The organism is Nanohaloarchaea archaeon SW_7_43_1 (genome assembly GCA_003009795.1).
In the GTDB taxonomy this organism is placed as follows: domain Archaea; phylum Nanohalarchaeota; class Nanosalinia; order Nanosalinales; family Nanosalinaceae; genus SW-4-43-9.
Map to the genome: position 1 here is coordinate 605268 of PXPE01000001.1, position 22701 is coordinate 627968.

Annotated in this window: 19 protein-coding genes and 1 tRNA gene; 14 read left to right on the forward strand and 6 right to left on the reverse strand. The window is 40.3% G+C overall.

What is annotated here, in order from left to right; translation table 11 throughout:
• Positions 1-83: 83 nt before the first annotated feature.
• Complete coding sequence (locus tag BRC29_03585; GenBank protein ID PSG99182.1) at positions 84-563, reverse strand: hypothetical protein; 480 nt, start codon at positions 561-563, stop codon at positions 84-86.
• A 103-nt stretch (positions 564-666) separates the two neighbouring features.
• Here BRC29_03585 and BRC29_03590 point away from each other — a divergent pair, with 103 nt between their 5' ends.
• Genes BRC29_03590 through BRC29_03610 form a run of 5 tightly spaced genes read left to right on the forward strand, consistent with a single transcriptional unit; the run spans position 667 to position 5419 of the window.
• Positions 667-1278, forward strand: a complete 612-nt coding sequence (locus BRC29_03590; GenBank protein PSG99183.1) for a hypothetical protein — start codon at positions 667-669, stop codon at positions 1276-1278.
• Complete coding sequence (locus BRC29_03595; protein PSG99184.1) at positions 1247-2008, forward strand: hypothetical protein; 762 nt, start codon at positions 1247-1249, stop codon at positions 2006-2008. Before BRC29_03590 ends, BRC29_03595 begins: the two co-directional genes overlap by 32 nt.
• Positions 2005-3504, forward strand: coding sequence for a histidine ammonia-lyase (gene hutH / locus BRC29_03600; protein ID PSG99185.1), 1500 nt, complete (start codon positions 2005-2007; stop codon positions 3502-3504). Before BRC29_03595 ends, hutH begins: the two co-directional genes overlap by 4 nt.
• A gap of 36 nt (positions 3505-3540) precedes the next feature.
• The gene (locus BRC29_03605; protein ID PSG99186.1) at positions 3541-4209 is read left to right on the forward strand and encodes a hypothetical protein; all 669 of its coding nucleotides are present in this window, start codon (positions 3541-3543) and stop codon (positions 4207-4209) included.
• 40 nt (positions 4210-4249) lie between these two features.
• Positions 4250-5419: a hypothetical protein gene (locus BRC29_03610; protein ID PSG99187.1), complete on the forward strand. Its 1170-nt coding sequence runs from the start codon at positions 4250-4252 to the stop codon at positions 5417-5419.
• 12 nt (positions 5420-5431) lie between these two features.
• On the opposite strand, the gene hisS is transcribed toward BRC29_03610, so the two are convergent.
• The 4 genes from hisS to hisG all read right to left on the reverse strand — a co-directional run bounded on the left by hisS (position 5432) and on the right by hisG (position 8867).
• Positions 5432-6817 (reverse strand): histidine--tRNA ligase, encoded by a 1386-nt coding sequence (gene hisS / locus BRC29_03615; protein ID PSG99188.1) that lies wholly within the window; start codon positions 6815-6817, stop codon positions 5432-5434.
• Positions 6818-6885: 68 nt separating this feature from the next.
• Positions 6886-6959: transfer RNA gene (locus BRC29_03620), tRNA-His, on the reverse strand.
• A gap of 2 nt (positions 6960-6961) precedes the next feature.
• The gene (locus tag BRC29_03625) at positions 6962-8248 is read right to left on the reverse strand and encodes a histidine--tRNA ligase (protein ID PSG99189.1); all 1287 of its coding nucleotides are present in this window, start codon (positions 8246-8248) and stop codon (positions 6962-6964) included.
• Positions 8235-8867 carry an ATP phosphoribosyltransferase gene (gene hisG, locus BRC29_03630; GenBank protein ID PSG99190.1) on the reverse strand — a complete coding sequence of 211 codons (633 nt, stop codon included), beginning with the start codon at positions 8865-8867 and terminating at the stop codon, positions 8235-8237. The genes BRC29_03625 and hisG overlap by 14 nt, the downstream gene beginning before the upstream one ends.
• A gap of 307 nt (positions 8868-9174) precedes the next feature.
• Here hisG and BRC29_03635 point away from each other — a divergent pair, with 307 nt between their 5' ends.
• The 9 genes from BRC29_03635 to BRC29_03675 all read left to right on the forward strand — a co-directional run bounded on the left by BRC29_03635 (position 9175) and on the right by BRC29_03675 (position 21322).
• Positions 9175-9714 carry a hypothetical protein gene (locus BRC29_03635; GenBank protein ID PSG99191.1) on the forward strand — a complete coding sequence of 180 codons (540 nt, stop codon included), beginning with the start codon at positions 9175-9177 and terminating at the stop codon, positions 9712-9714.
• A 116-nt stretch (positions 9715-9830) separates the two neighbouring features.
• The gene (locus tag BRC29_03640; protein ID PSG99192.1) at positions 9831-12512 is read left to right on the forward strand and encodes a hypothetical protein; all 2682 of its coding nucleotides are present in this window, start codon (positions 9831-9833) and stop codon (positions 12510-12512) included.
• Complete coding sequence (locus tag BRC29_03645; GenBank protein ID PSG99193.1) at positions 12509-12991, forward strand: histidine triad nucleotide-binding protein; 483 nt, start codon at positions 12509-12511, stop codon at positions 12989-12991. Before BRC29_03640 ends, BRC29_03645 begins: the two co-directional genes overlap by 4 nt.
• A 74-nt stretch (positions 12992-13065) precedes the next feature.
• Positions 13066-13704, forward strand: a complete 639-nt coding sequence (locus BRC29_03650) for a hypothetical protein (GenBank protein ID PSG99194.1) — start codon at positions 13066-13068, stop codon at positions 13702-13704.
• Positions 13679-14083 (forward strand): hypothetical protein, encoded by a 405-nt coding sequence (locus BRC29_03655; protein ID PSG99195.1) that lies wholly within the window; start codon positions 13679-13681, stop codon positions 14081-14083. The genes BRC29_03650 and BRC29_03655 overlap by 26 nt, the downstream gene beginning before the upstream one ends.
• Entirely contained in the window at positions 14080-16833 is a 2754-nt protein-coding gene (locus tag BRC29_03660; protein PSG99196.1) for an ATP-dependent DNA helicase, read from the forward strand. The genes BRC29_03655 and BRC29_03660 overlap by 4 nt, the downstream gene beginning before the upstream one ends.
• Positions 16834-16881: 48 nt before the next feature.
• Positions 16882-18684, forward strand: coding sequence for an ATP-dependent helicase (locus tag BRC29_03665; GenBank protein PSG99197.1), 1803 nt, complete (start codon positions 16882-16884; stop codon positions 18682-18684).
• Positions 18677-20710, forward strand: coding sequence for a hypothetical protein (locus BRC29_03670; GenBank protein ID PSG99198.1), 2034 nt, complete (start codon positions 18677-18679; stop codon positions 20708-20710). Before BRC29_03665 ends, BRC29_03670 begins: the two co-directional genes overlap by 8 nt.
• A 3-nt stretch (positions 20711-20713) precedes the next feature.
• Entirely contained in the window at positions 20714-21322 is a 609-nt protein-coding gene (locus BRC29_03675) for a hypothetical protein (GenBank protein ID PSG99199.1), read from the forward strand.
• A gap of 187 nt (positions 21323-21509) precedes the next feature.
• Here BRC29_03675 and BRC29_03680 read toward each other — a convergent pair whose 3' ends face one another.
• Positions 21510-22619 (reverse strand): hypothetical protein, encoded by a 1110-nt coding sequence (locus BRC29_03680; GenBank protein ID PSG99200.1) that lies wholly within the window; start codon positions 22617-22619, stop codon positions 21510-21512.
• Positions 22620-22701 lie beyond the last annotated feature (82 nt).

Genomic DNA, 22701 nt, shown 5'->3' on the forward strand with positions numbered 1-22701 from the left:
TTTAGTTTTGTCAGCTCAGAACCAAACAAAGGCAACTTAAGGTTAGAGAATGAAAAAATTCTAGAAATAGATCATAATATCATCTATTCCTCTAAGACGTTTTCGATAGGATGACGATGGTTAGACTTTAGCGTATTATAAACAATCAATGTTTTAGTGCGGATAACTGCATCATCGAATTCTTGGAGAAAATCAACAAATTCCGAAAGTTCCTCCCTGTTCTGTACGAGGATTTCTACTAAAAGTTCATAGTCTCCGAAGAGGAGGTGAAGACCAGCAACATCCTTCCTTTTCTTGAGATTCTTTTCAAGCTCTTTTTCTTCTTCGCTTCTAGCTTGAGTCTTTACTAGTATGAAAGCTCTTAATCCCAGTCCGACTTTATCATTGCTTACATCTACTGTCTCGTTCTTGATTATACCTTTCTTTTTTAGCTGCTTTATTTTGTAAAAAATTCCTTGGCGAGTCATGTCAAGTTCTTCAGCCAGCGCAGCCTTTGATTTCTCTCCGTTCTTTATGAGTTCATTCAAAATATGTTTGTCTCTCTCATCTAAACCTTCCGCCATAGAGGAGACTACTTTATTAAATAATAAAAACTCTTCGAATATTTTACATTCGTCAATATAGTTGTTCAAAATAACATATATTGTAAAGCACCAATAAAAACATATGTCCCAATGGTCAGAGGTCAATCAATTTTTAGATAGACCTGAAGTAGATAATGCTATTTGGTTTATAGGTGGCGCAGATTGTTCTGAAGCTAATGTCGGAAAAATTTTAGACGAAGCAATGCAACAGTTTGAAGAAGAAAGCATCGGTGTTGTAACCGGCGGAACCGAAGAAGGTCTCCCAGAAATAGCCGCAAGAAGAGCTAAAGAGTACGGTATACCAACCCTAGGAGTTTATCCTGAAAGGGGTGAAAAATACTTCCTTGAAGAAGTCAATGATCACGGAGTAATAGTTTCACCCAGCTATGGCGAATCTACTTGGGGCGATGAATCTGAGGTAGGAGCTAAAATAGCAGACGGTGTAATAGTTTTTGGAGGAAGTGAGGGAACAATGGCGGAGTACTCATTGAGTCAAAAGGACGACTCAGCTTACGCAGTGGCTATTAAAGGAACAGGTGGTCTGGCCGACGACCTACATAATATGAACATCTACTCAGAATCTGACTATACTCCTGATTCAGACATTCAAAATGGCAGAGAGGCTGCTAAATTCATTCTAAACAATTTGAACGACGATAATTATGATTTCGAAACATCAGCAGCAGAAGTTTAGCGAATCCGCAAACCTAGAAAGTGGGAAAATTGTGGTAAAACCAGAATTTTCTATCTCACATGACCCTGATGTAGATGAAGAATGGATCGAATCCAAAATTGACACTTGGACCGGTAAAATTAATGCAAATCCAGACGTGCTTTACATTCCAGGAACATTCAACGAAGAATCTAATGGATATTTCCATACGACAATGCCTGTCATAGCAGATGGAGAAGTCCTAAATAACAGAAAAAAAGTTAAGTCAAATTATGAGGTTCATAATTGGACCGAAGCAGCAAGACAGCTTGACTTGAAAGACGAGTTCTGGCTAATAAGTGAGGCTGAAAGAACTTTAGGAAGTCCCTCAAAGAGTTACATGATTCCTTCTAACGCAAGAGAGGTAGATTCGATTCTTTACAAAGGCCCAAAGAATACAGTCTCAGATGAAGTTCACGAAGTAGCTACAGAAGAAGCACTTGAAACAATAGATACAGTTGAATTTAACGGTTATGAGGTTCTTCCTGTCATATGTAACGAACTCTCCAGAATTGAATTAGAAGACGGTATGAAACCTGATATAATAGTAGAGGCCAGTTATGACCTTCCTGCGTGGGAAGACGATTACAGAGAATTCTCAGAGAAAAACAATATTGATTCAACATACATCCTGAGAGCTGACGGAGTCTATCCTGAGGAAAGCGGAGTTTATCAACTTGAATCAGGACTGATCTCGGAGGCAGATCTATGACAGTAAAACTCAATGGAAATTCTTTATCAGTCGGCAAAACAGTGGCGGTCTCACGCAAAAAAGAGGAAATAGAGATATCAAATGAGGCTCTTGAAAAAGTGAAATCTTCAAGAGAAAGCCTAGAGGAAAGAATAGAAGATGGAGATACTATCTATGGTGTGAATACTGGATTTGGAGATCTAGCAGATCAAACTATCGATAATAATCAAATAGAAAAACTTCAACAAAATATAATCGAAAGCCATTCTTGCGGTGTCGGAGCTACCCTATCCGAGGAAGAGGCAAGAGCGTTGATGCTACTTAGATTGAACTCATTATTGATGGGTAACTCTGGTGTCAGAGTAAAGACTGTCCAAACCATCAAAGATGCACTAAATAAAGAAATATATCCATTTATTCCAAGGAAGGGGTCAGTGGGCGCCAGTGGGGATTTAGCACCTCTTTCACATATGGTCTTGGCTTTAACAGGCAGAGGTAAGGTAAGAGAAGAGGACAAATGGGTGCTGTCTAGAAATGTCCTACGGAAAAATGGAATTACGCCCCTTGAACTGAAAGAGAAGGAAGGATTAGCTTTGGTTAACGGCACGAACTTTATGGCTGCGTTAGGATGCTTGGCCTTATATGATGCGAAAAAACTGGCAGATGCAGCAGACCTAGCAGGCGCTTTAGCATTGGAAGCTATGAAAGGTATAGAAGATGCATTCAAGGAAGAAATACATAATCTCAGGCCTCATGAAGGTCAAAAGGAAACAGCTGAAAATATTAGAGAACTAGTGAAGCACAGCCAACTCGTCCAATATTCGAGCGATGATACTCGCGTACAGAATTCGTACTCTCTGCGTTGTATCCCTCAAATCCATGGAGCTACTAGAGATGTAATAAGTTTCGTAGAAGAGAAACTTGAAACCGAAATCAACTCAGTAACAGATAATCCTCTCATATTAGAAGATGGTCAGGTTGTCTCAGGAGGCAACTTTCATGGCCAGCCACTAGCACTAAGCCTCGATTCCTTGAAAAATGCAGTTGCAGAGTTAGCGAACGTAAGTGAAAGAAGAACAGCAAAATTAGTAGACGGAAATAATAACTTTGATCTACCTTCTTTCCTGATAGAGGACGGGGGCCTGAACTCAGGTCTCATGATACCTCAGTATACAGCTGCCTCTCTTGTGTCCGAAAATAAAGTGTTAACCCATCCTTCAAGTACGGATTCTGTACCTACTTCAGCAAATCAAGAAGATCACGTCAGTATGGGTGCAAACTCAGCTAATCATCTCGCTGAAGTAGTGGAAAATACAATGACTGTTATCTCTATAGAAATTTTCTCCTCATATCAAGCCCTATATCATAGAGAAAAAAGCCCGGGGAAAGGCACATCTCAAGCTATCAAAGAGTTAAATGAGGAAATAAATCCCGTAGATGAAGATAGAGTAATCAGAGATGACTTCCTCAAGGTAAAATCAATGCTGAAAAAGGAAACTCTCACAAAAATCGTATAAAGCTTACCACAAGAATTGTTATTACAAGGTGAATATATGAGTCAATCTAACACATCCTCATCAGCCCAAAGACAAAATATCGAAAACATTGAGTATGCAGATTTAGGTTTTGATTCTAAAGAGACAACATATCCTCTTTCTAAAGATGAGAATCTGGCTTCCTTAATAGGAGCCTTCCAAATGACCTTCAATGATTCTGTATACCAGGAAAACTGGGATTACGAGTTCACTAAGGATATAATCGCAGGATTGCAGGATGAAGACTATGAAGGGATTCTGGCACTTAATGAAGGCACAGTAGTAGGATTTGCTTGGGGTTATGTCCCGGAATCTGAAGAGATGAGAACGGATAACGACTTCCCCGATGAACTTCAAGAAGTAGATACTTCATTTCTGGACGGAGAGACTTATTGGTTCAATGAATTGGGAGTTGTTGAAGATTGGAGAAACCAAGGATTAGGTAAAAGATTGAAAGAAAAGGAGCTAGACAGGATTGCTGAGAGGCAGGATATAAGTAGAGGTTTAGAGAGAACTAACTTCGAAGACGAAAATGAAAAGAAACTTGGTTTAGATAGTGATTTAGGATTTGAGCCAGTTAATTACGAAGGGGAACCTTTAGTAAAAGAAATTGAACAGATAGGAGTAGAAGATGAAGAAGGCAATCCGATGACAGACCCTAGGGTTTATATGTGGAGAGAACTTTAGTCAAAAACTCTTTTTCCCTCTAATTCTTTAGGAGATTAAAATGCTTGAATCAATAGAGCTGACTCAAGAACTAGTGAAAATAAAGAGTACATCCCTAGAAGAAAAGGCAATAATGTTATATGCTAAAGAATATTTTGAGAAACATAATGTACCTGTTTCACTAGATGAATTTATCGTAAAACAGGATGAAAAGGCTGAGAAAACCTATAATGTAGAAGTGGGGAATATTGAAGAAGCGGAAGTTCTAATAGCCGCACATCTAGACACCGTAGAATTTGATAAAGAAAAGTGGAAAGAAAGTAAGCCACTTAGTGGAGACATCAAAGACAAAAAACTATATGGGAGAGGTTCCGCAGATACTAAATCCAATGCAGCGGCAGCGATGGTAGCTTTAAAGAATGCCTATCAGAAATATGAAAATCCTAATGTAGCCCTCATTCTAGAGGCGGATGAAGAGGGGAAATTTAGTGGAGCTAAAAGATTTCTTTCTAAGTATGAAGATAAAAGCTTAAATGTCAAATTCGCTGTAATGTGTGAGCCTGAGGATCTTAAAATTATTAATGAACATAAGGGCTTATTTCACTCGAAAGCAGTTATTGAAAGAGAAATGGATGAAACACATGCCTCAAAGGCCCAAAAAGTAGATGAATCTGACAGTGTCTATCAGCCTTCAGAACATGCTATTGAAGAGGCCATACCTGTTCTTAATGAACTAAAAAAGTTTAAAGATGAACTTATGAATAGAAAATCAGGTAAACTTGGGCCAGTTACTTTTACTATAACTGTTGCTCAGGGCGGAAAAAGCAATAATATTATCCCACAAAAATTTATTATTGAAACAGACTCAAGAGTTCCTCCAAGATATAGTAGCGAAGAACTTGCAAGAGAACTAAAAGAAAGAGTTAGTCCTCTAACAAGAGAGGGAGAATTCAAGACATATGCTGTTCATGAGGCTGTAAGGACACAAGAAAACAATCAGTGGATGAAACTTTTCCAGGAATCTGTTGAAGAGGCAGGTGTAGAACCGGAGACTGACACAACGGATGCTTTTACTGAGTTAGGACTTTATCAAGAAGCCTTGGGTACATCTGGAGTTATCTTTGGCACATCTCCTAACAAGGTTATCCATAATCCAGATGAATACGTAGATATTGAAAGTATTCCTATAGTTCAAGAGACTTTTGAAAATATGATAGAGAAAATAAATTAGAGGAGAGAAAATTCAATTTACTCTATCTCTTACCTCTCCCAGTTTTTGGCCTGCTTGACTTGAAGGAATTTCGTATTCTTCTCCCGAATCCATGTCTCTTATTGTAACAGTTTCTGCTTCTCTTTCATCCGGACCAACTACAGCTGCATATGGGATATCCTGGTTGTCGACATAGGAGAAAGCCTGCCCTATTGAACGACCGCTGAAGTCTATGTCAGTTTCCATTCCGTTCTGTCTTATATCAGTAGATGCCTCGATAGCGTATTCGAGATCCTCTTGGTTGTCCGTTACAGGGATCATGTAAACTCTTGCACCGGGCATGTCTTCATCCCATTCTCCATTTTCTTCAAGTACGTCTATTATTCTGTCATTTCCTAGGGCAAACCCTACTCCAGGGGTAGCTTCACCGCCAATGTCACTTATCAAGTCATCATATCTTCCGCCTCCAGCAATCGAGCTATCAGCGTCTTCATGGAATCCTTCGAAGACTATTCCTGTATAGTAGTCGAGCCCTCTTGCTAAAGTTGGTGAGAACTCAACACTATCTGCTGCATCATATGATTCAAGGTAACTTCTAAGCTTTTCTAGTTCATCAATACCTTCCTGAGCAGCTTGGTTTCCTTCAAATTGCTGTCTTAGAATATCCAAGTCTGAGAAACCATAATCCGAGTTTAGGAATAGAAGTACATCTTCAAACTTTCCTCTATCTATTCCTTTGTCATTCTCTGCTTCATCCAGGAGTTCAGATCTTTCTTTCTTATCCAGCTTATCAAGGATCGTTAGGGCACCTTGTTCCTGTGATTGAGGTATACTGTATTCGTCAAGAACACCGCTGATGAATTTCCTGTTGTTTAATTCAAAATAAGCATCTTCTAGCCCTACATCCTCTAGCTGTTGATTTGCAAGTGCAACAGCCTCTGCGTCATGAGCAAGTTGCTCTGTTCCAAGATACTCTATTCCTGATTGCCAGAATTCCCTGAGTCGATCTTCGCCTGTATCTTCATACCTCCAGACAGGTATATTGTAGAACCATTTAGCTGGCTTTGAAACATCTTTATTTTCAGCCATTACTCTAGAAACACCGACTGTTCCATCGAATCTTAAACCTGTGTCAATGAAATCTTGCGGGTTTAGTTCTTCTACAGACTTTCCTTCCTCAGCAGCCTCATTCAACACGTTGAATGATTTAGGTGTGAATGTGTAGAACAATCCTTCTTCTCTAAGTTCCTCACTTGATTTTGAATTTAAAAGGTCTGCAGATTCGATTGCTGGCGGTATTACTTCTTGAGCTCCAAAATTTCTAAAATTTTCTCTGAAAGTTTGTTCCATCTCCCTTCTAGCATCTGCTTCCCCTGCAAAATAGTCATTTGTACCTTTCGTTTGTCCGAATTCTGACATTTTATTTCCCCTTAATTATATTTCAAAGAATAAAGTATTTACATGTTGCTTTTTACCGGTAAAAACTGGGTTGAGGGCGGAATTTGAACCCGAGTCCCGACCGCCACAAGGTCGGAGTATAGACCAGCTAACCTATCTCCGACATCATTTTATATAACTGACTAGGTCAGATTTCTCAACTATCTCTTCGCTGCCGTCATCCATTGATTTGACTTCAACCCTACTGCTAGCTGTTTGATCTCCCACTATGACTACATACTTTGCATTGATATTGTCGGCATAGCCAAGTTGGTTTGAGAAACTTCTCTTGGAAAGGTTTACTTCTGTTCTGATTTCCTGCTTCCTGAGTTCCTTAGTGAGTTTTAACGCTTCTCTAGACTTATTCTCATCTACGTTAAGTATATAGACATCCGTTGATAGTTCTTCATCTGGCCACTTGTTTTTCTCCCTCATGATTTCCTCTAGAACAGCATCTCCCATACCAAATCCCACTGCAGGAAGCTCCTGATTTCCAAAGAGCTGAAGGTAATTATTGTATCTACCTCCGCCGAATATTGCTCGATATTCGCCTTCAGAGTCGAAACCTTCAAAGACAAGACCGGTGTAGTAGTCAAGACCTCTAACAATACTTAAATCGATCCTACATTTGTCTCGTATATTGTAGGCTTTAAGGAATGTTTCCAAATTTTCTAATCTTTCAAAAGCCTCCCTTGCTTTCTTATCCTCCGGTATTTTACTCTCTATTTCCTCCGTTTTCTGGCTTATTTTTCCTGATATGTCTGTCAGCTCATCCGCTTTTTCAGCAACTGAGTGGCTTAAGCCTAGGGTCGTAAGATCTTCTTTGAACTCTTTTTTTGTCAACTTTTCTTTGTCGTCAATAACCTTCATGACTTCCTCTGTTTTACTTATTCCATAGGATTCTAGGATTGATTCAAGAAGTCTTCTGTCGTTTAATCGGATCAGATAGCTGTCCTCTAGGTTAAGAATTCTCATTACTTCTGTGGCGGAGTAGAGTAATTCTGCGTCAGTTTTAGCATTATCTGAACCGATAATGTCACAGTTAAGCTGGTAGAACTCTCTCAGTCGACCTTTCTGTGGTGATTCGTACCTCCAGCATCTGGGTATTGAATACCACTTTATTGGCTTGTTCAGATCCTTTCTGTTCTGAATCATTCTTGCTACTGTAGGTGTTAGTTCTGGTATTAACGTGATCTCTCTACCGCCGTGATCTTCAAAGTTGAAAGTTTCATCAAGAATCCCTTCTCCGGATTTAATTCTGTAGAGATCTACCTCTTCAACTGCTGGAGAGTCTATTTTTCTGAATGCGCAACTTTGAACCGCTTTTTCTATTTTATCGAAAACTTTCTGTCTAGCCGCGTTTTCATCTGGGTAAAAGTCTCTAAATCCCTTTAGTTTTTCACAGTTCGTCATCTAGATCACCTAAAAGTACAGCTTCTGATTCAAATAGGGTGTCTATAACCTCTAGACTGTTTTCATCTATTGTAGTTCCTGAGTCTACTACTTCCACTACTCCATCAATACTGTCGAACTGAGGGAAGACCTCTACAGAACCTTCGGCTTCTACGAGATCGTAGTCTTCGAATTTGTTAGAGAGATATTCCTCTGCTATGTTGGGATAACTTGTTGCAACAGAAACAGCATCTTCTCTCAAGATATCTCTATCTCCTGTTGCAAACACTATTTCTACATCTCCAAACCCTAGCTCCTCATAAACTGAAGTCTCCTGTTTTGACTGTTCTCCGAGTAGATAGTCCATCAGAACTTCATACTGAGGAGTATCAGCTTCAACATCTTCCCCCAATGTATATTCAATTAGTAGATCATAGCCTGTTACTCCCGAATCAATCTCTCCATTGAAGAACGCCCAAGGAACATCTTGTGGTCTAAGAAGATATACTTCTGCGTCTTTAACTTCTTGATTATATGTTCTAGAATTTGTATCTAGGCCGAAAAGGTCTAGTCCTGTGTTTTCATAGGTTTTAATCGCTTCTTGTTGGAATGAGCCGTTCTTGGGAACTCCAATGAACATACCCACCCTTAGTTTGTGGTTGGTCTAGTTCTTGCATAATGAATCACCTTGAGAATTGTATAGCGAAAGCTGGATGATGAGATCAATGAATACTGATGTCAGAGTGAACGCATCCACCAATCATTATCATAATAGATTTATAACGTCTTAAATTTATAAAGGCATTTACGTTTTATTCTAGTCGTCAGTCATTCTAGCGGCGGAGAAATGACTTGGAAACATTGGCAAGGCCGGGCCTGAGTTATCCAAGAATTTCATATTCCATATGATTGATTTTTAACTATGGGAGCTCTTCCTGAATTTGAGTATGAACAAAGAAGAGATAGTTCTGGCAACATCGAACGAAAAGAAGTATGAGATGATTAAGGAAGTCTTCGGGGATGAATTAAATCTTAAACAGCAGGGTGTGGATATATACGAAGTTCAATCTCTTGATCGGGATACTGTGGTTCGAGAGAAGGCAAAAAGTGCTTACGATAAAATTAGTGAGCCTGTGATAGTTGACGATTTCTCATTTTACTTTGAGGGTCTTGGCAGATTTCCAGGTCCATTGATCAAGCATGTTCTGAAGGAAACTCAGTTGGAAGGTCTCGAAGCACTGCATAATGCATCAGAAAAAGAATGTAGAATGGTGTGTAGTGTCGCATACTACGATGGTAGCGAAGTGGTGGTTGCCGAAGGACAACTGGAAGGCCGACTTGACTTTGAAAAAGCTGATCCTACGGCAAAACTGACTTTAATGACTGCTTTTGTTCCGGAAGGGTACAGCCAGAGACTAGGAGATTTGAATATACAGAATCATCGACACAAAGCATACCAAAATCTCTCAGAAATGTTAGAACCCTAAAGGTCTAAGAAATTACTTTTTCTAAAAAACTTCAAGAGTTTAGTGAGTGTAGCGCCTCAAGATATCTTCATGTTAAGGGAAAGAACGATAAATGGAAGTGTTTTTAATAATACAATGTGGGACCGGAGTTAGTTACTGATATCGATCAAAATTCTTCCGTAGCTGAAGAACAGGAGAAAGAAACAGGTCTTCAAGTTGAAAAAACTCTATCTGTAGACAAAATCTATGAGAAAGTACAGGATTACGACCTGGTTTTCACCGCAGAAGCATCGCTCAGAGACGCACTGAACACTAGACTGGAAGAACCAATACTTGGACACTTTGCCACCACGCCGATGATCTATATCCTCAGTAATTACCAGAATCAGGATGTGGTTAAGGAGCGAGGTTTGTTTCTAGAAGCAGTAGAGCAGACAGATCTTTCCTGGAAACAAACGTCATATTTGCTTGAGAACATTATCCAGTACTGGCTTGAAACAGGAGAACTTGAAGCGATACTAGACTACGAGAAGTTCGACAACCAGCCAACTAGAAAAATTATCGAAGCTATAGAAAATACTGAGAACGTCTACTCAAAGATGCAGGATTTCCAGGTTGATGAGGAAAAAGATGTGGCCATAGTTAATCCTCACCAGTTCAACGGACTGGATAAAAAAGTAGTTCCTGACGATGCAGACGAATTCAGTGTTTTCACAGATGAAAAGAAAGAAGTTCCAGAATTCAAGTTCTACAACTCTACTACAGAGATAGTAAGAGCTGTCCAGGAAAATATCACGGAAGAAAACTGTCAGGACGTAGCTATTGTAATCAATCCTGAAAGCATGTACGGATCCTTGATAGAGTCAGCCTTACGATCTGAAGGAATACCTTTCATGGCTCAGAAAGGATTCTCTGAATCCGAAAAGCTACGTACATGTCTCCAACTTATCCAGCTATCATTATCTGAAAGAGTGCTGGTGAAAGAGTGCCAACCAGTCCTCAAAAGACTGGACAAAACAGTGTCTGTCAAGTCGAACAACGACTACTTAGAAGAGATGGAAAATAGCGAACTTGAAGACTTCGAAAGCCTACTACAGGAAGTACGTGAGGGAACTTTCGGCGAGGCAATCGAATTATTCGAGGACGAGCTTGGCGAAGACTGCACAGAACTCGAAGATAATTTAGAAGAGCTAGGAATACTAGACCAGAAAGTTACAGAAGACAATCTCAGCCGAATACAATACTACCTTGACACCTACGACATAGAGTCGGAAAAAACCAGCAAAGGAGTACTACTGGCGTCCCCCAAGTCATCTGCATACGTTGACAGACCAATCGTATTCTACCTAGGAATGGACTCATCCTGGAACTCAAGCATACCGGAAAAGCCGTGGATCGATCAAGAAAAACAGGAGGATACCAACCTGAGAGACTTCAAAACTTTGATACAGAACGGAGAACAACAGCACTTTCTAGTACAGGAGAAACAACTGAACGAAGAAATAACGCCGTGTCTATACTTCAACGAGCTTACTGATGAAACAATAGAGTCCTTCAACAACCTCAAGAAAGAAGAAAACCAATACACTATCGACCTATCAAGTCAGAAACAAGGCTTCAAGAAGAAAGAATACGACATAGATAAAAAGGAAGTAGAAACTATAAGCCAGTCATCTCTCAATAAGCTTGCTTACTGTCCTAAAGACTACTTTTTCTCTAAGTTGACGGAGTCTGCAGATCAAGAATACTTCCGTAAAGGCAGCATATTCCATGATTTCGCAGAGTTCTACGTCAATCATCCAGAGACAGTAGAAGAAAAAGGAGATGAGAAATTCATTGAGATGATGTTAAAAGAGATGAGTTCGATCGTGGATGATCTCCAGAAGGATATACTTAGAACGGAGTTTGAAGTCGGGATCAAAAACATCAAGCAGTTCATAGATAGGACCGGGTTCGAGTCCCAGGCGGAGCTGGATGGCTTCACTGATAGAGAGGATGAAAACTTCTTCTCAGACTACTTCGACAAGGAGTTGGAGAAGAATGTTACTGAGGCTTGGTTCGAAAACCCTGATCTAGGCGTTAAAGGGAAGGCAGACCTTGTAGTTTCGCAGAACAAGATTGTTGATTACAAGAGTGGTGACAGGAAAACCGCCTCAAGCATTGTTAGAAAATCCAACCTAGAACTACTGGACCGGAAACCCAATTTCCAGGCAATGCTTTACCTGGTACAGCTCCGCTCCGCAAACCCAGAGCAGAAACTGGAGTTCACCTTCTTCCACTTCCTCAACAACCTTGACGAAGAGATGTCGGGCGGCGGAGAACTAGATGACAACATCGTAACAATCTCCTACTTTCCCAACAGGTTCAACGAAGGCCTTCTGAACGAAGATATACGTGATTATCTTTACAGCGCCAAGAAACGCAGGAGCCTGATCGACAATCTAGGTGAAACAGGCTATAGTTCGGTTATGGAAGACCTGAAACTGGAGAAGGAAGCGCAGTACGACAAAGACCTTGCACTAGAAAAACATCTCGAAGACTTCACCGACCTCTGTCGGGCTCATATAACCATAGGTAGAGGTAGCGGAAAGCTAACAGAAAACCAGTTAGAGAAAGGATGCAAATCAGTACTGAAACAGTTGGTCTACTTCCGAAAGGAGAATTACTTCAAGGATGACCTTGATTCATTCCAAGAATTCTTACAAGACGAACTGGACGATCTTTCACAGTTCCAATTAGATGGCTTCCCGCTAGAAAACTCATTGGAAATCAAGATCGATCACTCAGATCTAGACCACGGAGACATGATACCTCGATGATAAGCTTCTCAGAATTCAAGGAAATAGCGAAAGGACTGTATTATAAGGCAAAGGGAGAGTGTGTCTTCTGTAAAATAGTAGAGGAAAATGACCCTGAAAAGGTAATTTATCAGAACGAGACAGTTGCGGTATTTCCACCGCTTAAGAGCGACATTTTGGCAAAAGGACATCTACTCGTCATCCCGAAAGAACATCATAGAGACATCTTTGACCTGCCTGAGGATACTTTAACCGAATTAACTCTGACAGCTAAGAAAGTTGCTGAAACACTTGAACAGGAATCCAGTATTACTGGTTTCAATATTCTACATGCAAGTGGGAAATCTGCTCAGCAATCAGTAAACCATTTCCATCTACATCTAGTTCCTAGAAGAGATTCTGATGGCTTGGATCTTTGGCCGGATACAGATTATAAGGAGGAAGAGTTTTCAGAAAATTATTCGAAAATCAGGAAGGCTTTAGAGGATGCCAAATCCTAAACACTATTTAGAAAAATGAAAGTGTTTGCAGTAAATTGAAAACTCTTATAAAAATTTGAGAACATTGAGTTAATATGAACACAAAAAAATCTCCCGAACCCGATAAACTTCTGAACGTACTGACATCCAGCTACAAGGAGGAAGTATTGAAGGAGCTGCTGGACAATCCCGGATACACCTATACAGTGAACGAGATAGTTGAAGAAGTAACAGGATCCTACAACAGCGTTAAAAACTTTCTCAGAGAACTGGAAGGATTCGACATAGTCAGCTTTCAGAAAAAAGGAGGGACATACCTCATCCAATATAACCAAGACTCAAGATACCATAAAGTTATCAAAGCTCTTTTCACGGCAGAGAACCAGCCCTTAAAAGAAGCTGCAGAAAAATACGCAGAAAAATTAATGAAAGAAGAGTTCTCTGAAAAAATAAAATCAATAATTTTGTTCGGAAGCGTTGCCAGAGGAACAGCCGATGTAAACTCTGATATCGATGTACTTATCTTAGTAGAAGACCAGGAAGACGTAGAACCAACCAAGTCGAAGGCCAGGAACCATAGTGAAAGAAAACTGGAGATCGTAAACGAGCTTGTACCGGTAGTTGAAACAGTTGAAGAATTCAGAGAAAACCTGGGAAAAGCAGAAAGGTTTGAGAAAAATGTTGCAAAGGATGGTATAATCCTGAAAGGTGAGGAACTTGAAGTCAAGAATTGAAGAATCACTTACTGAAGCCGAATCCTACATAACAGCAGCAAACAAACAGTACGAAAAAGCACTAGAAAACGATACCTGGAACCCAGTAATCGTCAGCTGCATAATGGCAATGATCAAATCGGTTGACGCACTAATGCTTGAAAGTTCAGGAGAAACAGTGAAAGACCATTCAAAGACTTCTATAGAACTGAAAAAACTGTATAACCAGGGAGAAATCTCGGAGACGTTCAAATCCAATATTGACTCTGTAAAGAAATGGGTAGTAAATGAGAAGACAGATATTCAATACAGAAACAAATCAGTCTCACAGAAAGAAGCTGAAAGAGCCATAAAATCGGCAGAAAGACTTCTCAAGAAGACCAGAAAGGAACTGGAATGACAGAAGAATTCTCACCAAACCAGGAGCAACAGGAACTGATTGAAAGTATGGACGGTATCTACAAGGTCGATGCAGGAGCAGGAACAGGCAAGACCTTCACAATCACCCGACGATATGCACACATATTAGAACAGGAAGATGTCGAACCAGAGGACATCCTGCTTCTGACGTTCACCGACAACGCTGCCGATGAGATGAAGGAGAGGATTATCAACCACTGCAGTTACGACATGAAAGCTCTGCGGGAAGCTCCGATATCCACCTTTCATAGCTTGGCTAAGAAGATAATTATAGAGAACGGATTTGAAGCACCAAAATATCTGGGAATCGATGACCACGTAACTAGCTCAACCAGATTACTTGAAAACGAGGTTCTAGAAAAACAGGAGTTCCGACAGTTTATAAACAGCTTCATAGAGAGAAATCCTCAGTACAACAAAATTTATCGAGTTCTCTACGACTACGAAGAGCTTCTCAGCCTGATCAAATCTCTCGCAGCAAAAGGAATCGTACCTACAGAAGAAGGCTGGTATCGTAATTCGGAAAAATATCTGGATGGAGACTTTGATAAGTTCCAAGAAGTTTTCGAGGAAATGAATGAACCAGGAGAAGGTTCTAGAGGACCTACACAGTCAGACTTCCTGAATAAAGCTGGAGGGATTTTCAGAGACAAGTGTCTGCCAGAGGATGCACCTGGCTACAGCGAGGTAAAGGAATCAAAGCAGATCGGCTCGGGGTACGCTGAAGAAGCTTTTCAGCAAAACCGGGAAGAGCTGAAGCATTTCATACATGACATCTACTTCGAGTATCTGAAGTACTGTCTCTCCCAGAACTACCTTAACTTCAACTTCCTCCTAGTGTTTGCCTACGCTCTTCTCTGTGAAGACGACGAGCTAAGGCAAGAGCTCAGCTTCAACTATTCTATGATCGATGAGTTCCAGGATACCAACGAGATCCAGTTCAAGGTCGCAATGCTTCTCTCAGAAGGCAACATCGCAGTAGTAGGAGACTGGAAACAGAGCATCTACAGCTTCCAATACGCCAATGTTGACAACATACGAGAATTCAGAGAGCGGCTCCAGAAGTATAAGAAGGAGCTCAACCAGGAGCAGGAACGGATAAACTACCCAGTAGATGATGTGGAAAGAATAGATCTGAAAAAGAACTACAGATCCACACAGGAAATACTTGACTTCTCCGAAGATAGTCTAACGCTGCCAGGAAAAGACGGTGAAGAAGTAGAAGAAAAAGATATAGTTTCTCTAGGAACCAATAAAGAAGAATTCAATACTTCGATAACCAAGCTGAAGTCAGAGAACGAGCTAGAAGTAATCCTGCACAAGATCCAAGAGATAATTGGAAATCCTGACTACAGTCTGGAGGAAGAAGATCGCCCGCCCGAATACGATGATATCGCTATCCTTACACGTAATCGGAACTTTGGCCTCGAACTACAGGAAAAAGCCGAGGAATACGGCATACCTGTTGCATATGAAGGAGGAGTAGAACTCTTCAAGACAAAGCCAGCGATTATACTTCTAGCCTGGCTACGAGTACTCAACTACAGGGAATCCAAGAAAGGCTGGGCAGTAATACTCGAGGAAGCAGGCTACAAATTGGCAGAAACAGAACACATACTCGAAAAAGAAGAGTATCCGGAGGAAATGATGAAGTTCAGATCGGAGCTGGATAAGCTGGACGATGTTTCATCTGTATCAAGGAAAGTATTCTCCAGATACGGAATCGAAAACGGATTCTCCAATAAAGTCATACAGGTTCTTCAAGACACGCTTGACTCCAGCTACAAGAACCTCGGAGATCTAATCAGGTTCATAGAAGAATGCATCGAAGAAGGAGAAACTTACGAAGTAGATGATTCCAAACCGGAGGCAGTAACAGTACAGACCATCCACTCAGCCAAAGGCCTGGAATACCCAATAGTATTTATCTCAGATATAAACCGTAGACATTTTCCATCTAACCAAGGCAGCAGCTCAAGGATAATCTATGAAGATCCGGTAGGACTGCGACAGAAGAAGATCTACTCAGAGGAAAAAAGTTATCTCTACGACAACTGGAAAGCCAGCCTGGTCTCAAAGGTACTTACAGGAGACTATGATGAGGAGCGCCGACTCATGTATGTGGCGATGACCAGAGCCGAACAATACCTCTTCTTTACAGCAGAAAACAACAACGAAAGCCCATTCTTCGAACACCTTAACCTTGAAACAAAGAAATTAACTCCCGAACTAGAAAAGACGGAGTTCCGAAGTGGGAAAGGAAAAGAACTGGAAGTAGATGAACTAGAGGAAAAAGCCTCGGTTAAGCGTTCAGTACACGCAGTAATGGAACTAGACGAAACCACTGGAGGCAGAGGACCAGAGTTTGGTACCAAGGTACACGAGTTTGCGGAGAAGTATGCTAATGGAGAAGATGTTGAACCCGATGAAGAAATAAAAGAAGATACCGAGAATGTGATTGAATTCATCGATTCGCTTGATGGCGAGCTACGGACAGAGGTCCCGATTAAGATTCCTGTTGGAGAGGATGGTAGGAAAGTGGTTTATCACGGAGTCATCGATCTTCTACATATTAAAGATAATAAAGTAGAGATAATCGACTGGAAAACAGATCTAACAAAAGTGAATAATGAAGAGTACCAGAAGCAGCTAAAGATCTATGAGAAAGGTATAAATGAAATATTTGATGAGAAAGAAGTAGAGAAAGGAATTTTCTACAGTGCCCAGTAGGCAAAATACCAAGTAATTTTATGATATTTCTTTAATTAAAGTTTCTCTGTGCCAGCTCAAGAGACAGCTAATAACTCCAGTGATGAAGAATCAGAGGATTTTCTAGTAGATGCTCCTATCGACTTTGACTATGATATCAATTCGAAGTTGAATACGGAACGATCTAAGGCCAGACCAAAAAAGCATTTTCTGGCTATAGAAAGCGCTAGAATGTCAGTTGCACATGCACATCAGGAATTAAAAGCAGTAGAACACATTCGAAATAGAGTAAAACTTCTTGATCACCAGTTAGATGCCGCCCACAGTGCCCTTTTCAGAATGAATGGTGGAGCACTATTTGCAGATGAGGTAGGTTTGGGGAAAACTATTGAAATCGGGATGGTCCTAAAAGAAATGGATTTCAGGAACACACATGATTCATTTCTAGTACTAACCCCTGCTCAGCTAGCTAACCAATGGAGAAGAGAGTTGAATGAAAAATTTGGACTAGGCTTCGTGTCTAACTACGATGATGGATTTGAAAACTTCAGAAATCATGATAAGATTGTAGCTAGTGTTGATACTGCGAAATCGGGTATGGCCATGGAAGAGGTACTTAGCAGAACATGGGATGCAGTAATTCTGGATGAAGCTCACTACGTACGAAACGATGATACGGACAGATATGATTTATTGGATGCATTAGATTATGAATATGCTTTCTTTGCAACAGCAACCCCTCTTCAAAACGATATAACTGATCTCTACAATATCATTGACTTAATCCGACCAGGAGTATTTGGAAGCTACGAAGAGTTTGAAAGCAAATACATAACTGAGGACGGAAGCATAAAGAATGGCGAACAGTTCAGAAATCAACTGAATAAAGTAATGATCAGAAATAGAAGAGCTGAAACAGACATAGACTTCACAAATAGAGATATCAGCACAAGAACATTCAAGCCTTCTGAAAAAGAGAAAGAACTTTACGAAAAAGTTAGCAGTTTGGTAAGATCGACATACTCCACAAAAAGAGGTCGGCACTTGGTACTTCTAACGCTTCAGAAAGAGGTCGTCAGCAGCCCATCAGCATTGTTGGGTACTGTAGAGAAAAGATTAGATAAGGAAGACGAAGAATTAGATGAATCGGAGAGAAAGAAACTTCTGGAGATTGAGAAAATAGCAAGCAGTATGGACGAAACGACTAAACAGAAATATCTGAAGATAGTGCTTGAAAATGTACAGGAAAACATCGAAAAAGGCCGTGCAATAGTATTCACAGAGTTTAGAAACACGCAGAATGAGATTGTAGAAGTAGTTCGGGAAATGGATAGCCCAGTACATACAGTCAATGGCGACTACAGCAGCAAAGAAAAGGATATGATAATCCAAGAGTTTGAGGAAGAAGGAGGTATTTTGGTTACTACAGATGCTATCAGCGAAGGTAGAAATATCCAATTCTGCAATGTTCTGATTAACTACGATCTTCCTTGGAATCCTATGAAAGTAGAACAAAGAATAGGTAGAGTTGATAGGATAAGACAGGATAGAGAGGTTTATGTCTTTAATTTAGCTCTTGAGGAAACGATAGAAGAACATGTATTGAACAAGTTATACAGCAAGATTAATCTATTCCAACAATCTGTAGGCGATCTTAAGGAGATTCTGTCCGGTATGGAGAGTTCAGGTAAAGAATTTAAGAATGAGGTATTTACAAGGCTTGTTGATGCAGATGATGAGAGAGAACTAGAAAATAACTTTGAGGAGATGGCGGTTTCGCTTCAACATAAAAGTGAAGCGGTCGAAAAACTTGAAGACTTCAATAAAGACGTGTTTGAAGGATTTGAGTTTGGAGGCGATAAAGATGAGTGAGGAGACTGACCTCTCCGTTCTAAATACGGTTAATATAAAGAGATTTACAGAGTCCTTTCTAAGAGATTTTACCTCGCAGATAAATAAGAAATCAAGATCAGAATGGAAAGTTGAACTTGGTGAAGAACTGCAAGAGCGATTTAATCAGGAAAGCATGAATTTGATATTTAGTTCAGCCGATAAAGAACTTGGACGTAAACAAACACTAGCAGCTCCCGGAACTAGGTTCTTCCAACAGATGTTGGATATAACACAGGGAAGTTTCACATCCAATCATATTGAATTGGAGTCGGGAGATTTACAGTTACATAAACCAGAAATACTAGAAGAGGCATCACATTTACCTGAAGTCAATTATAACGTGTCTATAGGAGAATTTGAATCAGAAACAGAGAAAAAGGCTTTAGTCTTTCATTTTAAAGGCGATATCCAGACTAAAGCATCCTTCCATAGGGAGAGGATGCAAACTGTGACAATAGATCCGGAGACAGGTGAGCACATCCCTCATCTATCAGAAAGACTGCTTTCACACCTCCCAAAACTGGCAAACTCCAAGAAAGAACACAGAGAACCAGATATTCCTAAAGACAAAATAAGAAGTGCTCACGAAAAAGCCGAAGACGGAATTATCGATAAAATAAGACCTTCGGTTATCGCAGCTCAAGAAGAGGCTTCAATATCGGCAGAGAAAAGAATGGGAGAAATATCTGAGAAGTACAAACAGAGACGGAAAGAACTCGATAAACAGGTCAAAGAAAAAGAAGAGGAAATCAATAAATGGCAGGAAAAATACAGGAGAGCAAGAAAAGATAGCACAAAACGGAAATATACCAAGAATAGGAGAGAGGCCGAAGAAGAGCTTGAATCTCTCAAAGAGGAGGTCAAAGAAAAGAAAGAAAAGCTAGGGAAGGAAGAGCAGGTAAAAATAGATGAAGTCGTGGATAAAAACTCTGTCGATGTTGAAATAGATTTACTTGGCTTTACAGAGATATCCTATGAGACAGGTAAGCTAAACTTAGTAATAAATGATCAAGATTTTGATACACACAGAAAAGTATCTTATATACCAGCAACAGACTCTTTTCACGGCCTAAACTGTGATTTATGTGAAAAGGATATTTTGGATGGTGCAATACCCTTAATATCAGAATGCGAAGACATAGTTTGTGATTCTTGCTCCAAAAAATGCAGGGACTGTGGAAAAACCATCTGCTCAGAACATAAATCTTCATTCAAAAGCTGTCATATTTGTTCAGAAGACATCTGCCCAAACTGCATAACCGAATGTAGCAACTGCGGTGAAGTAGCGTGCGAAAGTCACAGAGCAGATTGCTCTGTCAATACCAACCCTGCCTGTCTATTCTGCGGCGAAGAATGTAATCAATGCACCAAGTTCACATGCGATGACCACCTAACGGTAGGAGAAATAACGGAGGAACTCTACTGTAGCCAGCACATAGAAGATTGTGAGAAGTGTGGAATGTCGATGTCCTCTAGAAGATCACACAGCTGTATCCACTGCGGTGACGCACTCTGTGACAAACACAGGGAAAACTGCCACGAGTGTGAAGAATCAATATGCCAGAAACACGCCTATTCTTGTAAAGACTGTACAGAGGACAAAATATTCTGCAAAGATCACGGAGTGAACTGTATAGTCTGTAATGAAAAGCTATGTGAAGAACATAGAGAAAAAGCAGGTCTGAAAGAAGGATTCACATGTGAAGAGCATATTCAACCGTGCGAAATCTGTAAAATACCATACGAAACAATTTCTCTGGAAAACCATCGCTGCCCTGCATGTACGGACTTCAAACCATCAGACAACGTAGATGTGAGTGAAGAGATCCGGAATGTATTAGACGAACATTCCAAAGCCAAAGTCGGCCTAAACAGCAAACTATGTGTAGTATATGTTCCTAAGCGGCTCAGAAGGGGAAAGATAATAGTATTGAATCGAAAATCTGGAGAGAAAATACGAAAAGGCAAAATTGGACTGATGAACAAACTAACAGGAGGACCATAGAAGATGACCTCACTAGCTAGAAGAATCATTGAATGGGAAGACGAAGGTAAACAACTATCAGAATTAGAAGATGAAATATCAGATGAATTAGAAGATAATGTTCCTAAAAAAAGGATTAGGAAAGTTCTTGCTCAGGAAAAGACCAGAGCAGATACATTAAGGAAAATCGGGGCCAAAGAGGAAAGATCGGCTCGCTACATAGATATACATGATATTGACAACCTTACCGGTCTACAGTTTGAGAAAATACTGGCTCTTATACTATCAAAGGTAGAGGGCGATACCGAAGTCACACAGGGATCAGGAGACCAAGGCGTGGACATAATCTGGCACAAAAAAGAAGGCACAGTAGTAATTCAGGCTAAGGCCTACAAGCCCGGAAACAAAGCTACCAATAGCGCGGTTCAGCAGGTAAATACAGGTTCTAAGAACCATCAACAAAACTTTAATGTGGTCGAGGAAGCCGTGATTACAACATCTAACTTCACGGAAAGCGCCAGAGAAGCAGCTGAGTTCTCAAATGTCACATTATACAACAGAGAAGATGTCAAAAAATGGTTAGACGAGCAAAAAATAGGGCTTGGCGAGTTTGGAAAAGTGATTGAGGAATAGAAATGAGGCAGAGGACCCGATATCCCGGTCTTCCGCTTCCAGATTGTGTTCTTCTGCTACTAGTTTCCGGGCTATTTCCTGTCTCTCATTATCCCTATTGACCAGGTTTGTTAGACGGGCAGTCAGTGGTTGGAACTCTTGCATCGTCTATTATCAGATTTCCAGAATCTGCCATATATTTGACACTCTACTCTGCTTTTTCTTGTAGGTCGTCTTTGACAAGTCTATATAGTTCGGCTGTTTTCTGTGCTGCCCATTCTTGAAGTTCATTGCTCTCCTTAAATTGCTCTATTGTGGCATCTTTCTTGATGTAGAATTTGGCGTGTACTCCGCTTTCTTTGGTAAAGATACTATCTATATCCAGTTTTTCCTTGATTTCTGTGAACCTGTTCTCTTGAAAATACTCCAGTAGCTCTTCGTTGTGGTCTGAATCGTTCTTTTTCTCAAAGTCCATCCTCATCTGTAGATATTTTTCTCCGTCTTCTGTGCCGAAGTACCACTCTAAGTGATGGTGGTTTGGAACATTGGAGAAACGAACTTGTCTGTATCGATTGCCTCTCGTGTAGTCTGCTTCGTCTTCTATCAGTTCATCGAATTTTTTCTGTATCTCGTCAAATACTCTGCCTCGGTCAGGGTATCTTCTCTCACTGCTTTTCTTCGTTGACTGTGTGTTTTTCTTTACTTCTGTTCCTACAAGGTTGGGCACTACTATGGTGTTTCCGTCATGTTGGTAGTATTCAAGTTCTACGCCGTAGAGATCGAACATACTGTTCGCCATAAGGTATCTGATTCGTGTTTTTAGTTTTTCTTTAATTTCATCCATAACGATGGCATAGGAGAAGTTTCCATCCTCCAGGTTTTCGAATACATTTTCTTTAAACTCTTCGTATTCATCTTCTTCGAGTTCTAATTCGGATTCTGCCCATTCTTGGAAGCTGTCATAGTTTTTAATTGCTGCGTCTAGGTTGTTGATGAACTGGTTAGGATGTTGATTCTCCCAAAGTGCTGCTCCGTAGTCAAATGCTTGAGCAATTACTTCTCTCTTAGTGGTGTTGGAGTCAAGTTTTGTTTCGAGTATATAGACTCCTCCATTTTGGTCGAATGCTAATGCGTCAAGAAAACCAGTTTCTACACTAAATTCTCTGGCGGCTATCGAGATTTCAAGCTCGTTATTTATCTGGTAAAGTGGTATGGCTTCAGGATTGTTTTCGATGTATTCTTGCATTTCAGCCTCGTCCTCATAATTTGTTTGCCCTACTATTTCATTACCTTCTTCATCAGAAACAATTAATGTCATAGAATCTTATCATCTAACTAACATTATAGGAACTAACTGACATAAAAGTGCCGTCAGAATGTTAATTTAGGATCGGTTATCA

What these genes read in the sequence shown, in the direction of transcription:
- BRC29_03585 (PSG99182.1), bottom strand. Translation starts at nt 563, where the DNA reads ATGGCGGAAGGTTTAGATGAGAGAGACAAACATATTTTGAATGAACTC.
- BRC29_03590 (PSG99183.1), top strand. Translation starts at nt 667, where the DNA reads ATGTCCCAATGGTCAGAGGTCAATCAATTTTTAGATAGACCTGAAGTA.
- BRC29_03595 (PSG99184.1), top strand. Translation starts at nt 1,247, where the DNA reads ATGATTTCGAAACATCAGCAGCAGAAGTTTAGCGAATCCGCAAACCTA.
- hutH (PSG99185.1), top strand. Translation starts at nt 2,005, where the DNA reads ATGACAGTAAAACTCAATGGAAATTCTTTATCAGTCGGCAAAACAGTG.
- BRC29_03605 (PSG99186.1), top strand. Translation starts at nt 3,541, where the DNA reads ATGAGTCAATCTAACACATCCTCATCAGCCCAAAGACAAAATATCGAA.
- BRC29_03610 (PSG99187.1), top strand. Translation starts at nt 4,250, where the DNA reads ATGCTTGAATCAATAGAGCTGACTCAAGAACTAGTGAAAATAAAGAGT.
- hisS (PSG99188.1), bottom strand. Translation starts at nt 6,817, where the DNA reads ATGTCAGAATTCGGACAAACGAAAGGTACAAATGACTATTTTGCAGGG.
- BRC29_03625 (PSG99189.1), bottom strand. Translation starts at nt 8,248, where the DNA reads ATGACGAACTGTGAAAAACTAAAGGGATTTAGAGACTTTTACCCAGAT.
- hisG (PSG99190.1), bottom strand. Translation starts at nt 8,867, where the DNA reads ATGTTCATTGGAGTTCCCAAGAACGGCTCATTCCAACAAGAAGCGATT.
- BRC29_03635 (PSG99191.1), top strand. Translation starts at nt 9,175, where the DNA reads ATGAACAAAGAAGAGATAGTTCTGGCAACATCGAACGAAAAGAAGTAT.
- BRC29_03645 (PSG99193.1), top strand. Translation starts at nt 12,509, where the DNA reads ATGATAAGCTTCTCAGAATTCAAGGAAATAGCGAAAGGACTGTATTAT.
- BRC29_03650 (PSG99194.1), top strand. Translation starts at nt 13,066, where the DNA reads ATGAACACAAAAAAATCTCCCGAACCCGATAAACTTCTGAACGTACTG.
- BRC29_03660 (PSG99196.1), top strand. Translation starts at nt 14,080, where the DNA reads ATGACAGAAGAATTCTCACCAAACCAGGAGCAACAGGAACTGATTGAA.
- BRC29_03670 (PSG99198.1), top strand. Translation starts at nt 18,677, where the DNA reads ATGAGTGAGGAGACTGACCTCTCCGTTCTAAATACGGTTAATATAAAG.
- BRC29_03675 (PSG99199.1), top strand. Translation starts at nt 20,714, where the DNA reads ATGACCTCACTAGCTAGAAGAATCATTGAATGGGAAGACGAAGGTAAA.
- BRC29_03680 (PSG99200.1), bottom strand. Translation starts at nt 22,619, where the DNA reads ATGACATTAATTGTTTCTGATGAAGAAGGTAATGAAATAGTAGGGCAA.